The following is a 1,880-nucleotide window of genomic DNA, read 5'->3' on the forward strand; positions in this document are numbered from 1 at the left end:
AGGGTGGCGTTGGCGTGGGTAGTGTGGGGCATCGAGGGCCTTCCGGTCCGGTGGTAGATGTCGCAATCCACACCGATACCGGAGGCCCTCTTCGTGTGTGTCAGGCGGGGTGGGTGTTACCAACCTCCGTGGTCAGTACACCTAGGGCAGCTTGCGCGGCCCGTCGTCGTCGGGGCCCCGGTCGGGCCCCTCCGCGGCCGACTCCACGATGGCCGCACCGGCGGCCGTCCCGGTGGCGTCGACCGCGGCCGGGACACCTCCGACGGTGGTGGGCCTGGTCGAGGGGCGGCCGCGCCGGGCGTTGCGCCGCTCCAGCCAGATCGCCACCCGGCTCAGGGTGACGTTGATGATGATGTAGATGATCGCGCAGATGATCGCCGCCGGGATCACGTTGCTCTCCCGGGTCGCCAGCAGCGTGAAGCTGCGCAGCAGCTCCGGGAAGGCGACGATGTAGCCGAGCGCGGAGTCCTTGAGCAGGACCACCAGCTGGGCCACGATCGCGGGCATCATCGACGTGACCGCCTGCGGGATCAGGATCTGCCACATCGTCTGCGACCTGGTCATGCCGACGGCCTGGGCGGCCTCGGACTGGCCCTTGGGCACCGCCAGGATGCCCGCGCGGAACACCTCCGCCAGCACCGACCCGTTGTACAGGGTCAGGCCGGTGATGACCGCCACCAGCGCGGTCACCTGGAAGGTGCCCGTGGGGATGTTGAACACCTGCCAGGCGACGATCGGCAGCGCCATGGTGAAGAAGATCAGCATCAGCAGCGGGATGCCGCGGAAGAACTCCACGACGGCCCCGGACGGGATGCGGATCCACCAGCGCTCGGACATCCGCCCGATACCGAAGACCAGGCCGAACACGATGGCCAGCACCGACGCGGTCAGCGCCGCCGTCAGCGTGTTCTGCAAACCGGGCAGGACGTAGCCGGTCCACGTCTCGGGCCGCAGGAACGGCTCCCACTTGTCGGCCGCCCACTGCCCGGCCGGGTTGACCGCCCAGGTGGCCGCCGAGAACAGCGGGGCCTCGCGGTCCACCAGGGTCCGGTTGAACCCCAGGTACAGGATGGCCAGGCCGACCACGGCCAGGAGCCCGCTGAGGATCGTGTAGACGACGTTGCGCGCGCGGGCCTTGGGGCCGGGGGCGTCGAAGAGAACCGCGGTCTGGATGCTCATCGGACCACCGCCACGCGCTTGGACAGCCAGCCGAAGAAGTAACCCGTCGGCAGGGTCAGGATCAGGAAGCCGATCGCGAACCCGACGAAGGTCGGCAGGACCGGCGCGATGCCCTGGTCGAACATGAGCTTCATCTGCCGGGACGCCTCCTGGACGCCCAGCCCCGCGACGGAGGCGACGGTCGTGTTCTTGGTGAGCGCGATGAGCACACTGCCCAGCGGGCCCACAACGGTGCGCAGCGCCTGCGGGATGACGATCAGGCGCAGGTTCTGGGTGAAGGTCAGACCCAGGGAGCGGGCCGCCTCGACCTGTCCGAGCGGGATCGTGTTGATACCCGACCGCAGCGACTCGGAGACGAAGCAGGCGGTGTAGGCGGACAGGCCGATGACCGCCCACCAGAACACGTCGAGGGCGACGGTGTCGCTGAAGCTCAGGCCCAGGGCGCTGTTGAGGCCCAGGCCGCAGAACAGCAGCACCAGGGTCAGCGGCGTGTTCCGGATGCCTTCGACGTAGGCGGTGGCCAGACCGCGCAGCAGCGGAACGGGGGAGGCCCGCATCGCGGTGAGCAGGATGCCCAGGATGAACGAGAACAGGGCGCTGAGCAGGGTGAGCCGGACGGTCCATGAGAAACCGTCGACAACCCTGTCGATATTGCTGAGAAAGGCTTCCATGGGTCCCAGCCGGTCAAGGGCCGGGAGGTG

2 protein-coding genes are annotated in these 1,880 nt (G+C 68.8%); both read right to left on the reverse strand.

Annotation, left to right across the window (positions count from 1 at the left end):
* Positions 1 to 141 precede the first annotated feature (141 nt).
* Positions 142 to 1,179 carry an amino acid ABC transporter permease gene (locus ACJOT3_RS34335; RefSeq protein ID WP_406977300.1) on the reverse strand — a complete coding sequence of 346 codons (1,038 nt, stop codon included), beginning with the start codon at positions 1,177 to 1,179 and terminating at the stop codon, positions 142 to 144.
* Positions 1,176 to 1,850: an amino acid ABC transporter permease gene (locus tag ACJOT3_RS34340; RefSeq protein WP_406977301.1), complete on the reverse strand. Its 675-nt coding sequence runs from the start codon at positions 1,848 to 1,850 to the stop codon at positions 1,176 to 1,178. The genes ACJOT3_RS34335 and ACJOT3_RS34340 overlap by 4 nt, the downstream gene beginning before the upstream one ends.
* Positions 1,851 to 1,880: the final 30 nt, after the last annotated feature.

This window comes from Nocardiopsis protaetiae, from assembly GCF_045446735.1.
GTDB lineage: Bacteria > Actinomycetota > Actinomycetes > Streptosporangiales > Streptosporangiaceae > Nocardiopsis > Nocardiopsis protaetiae.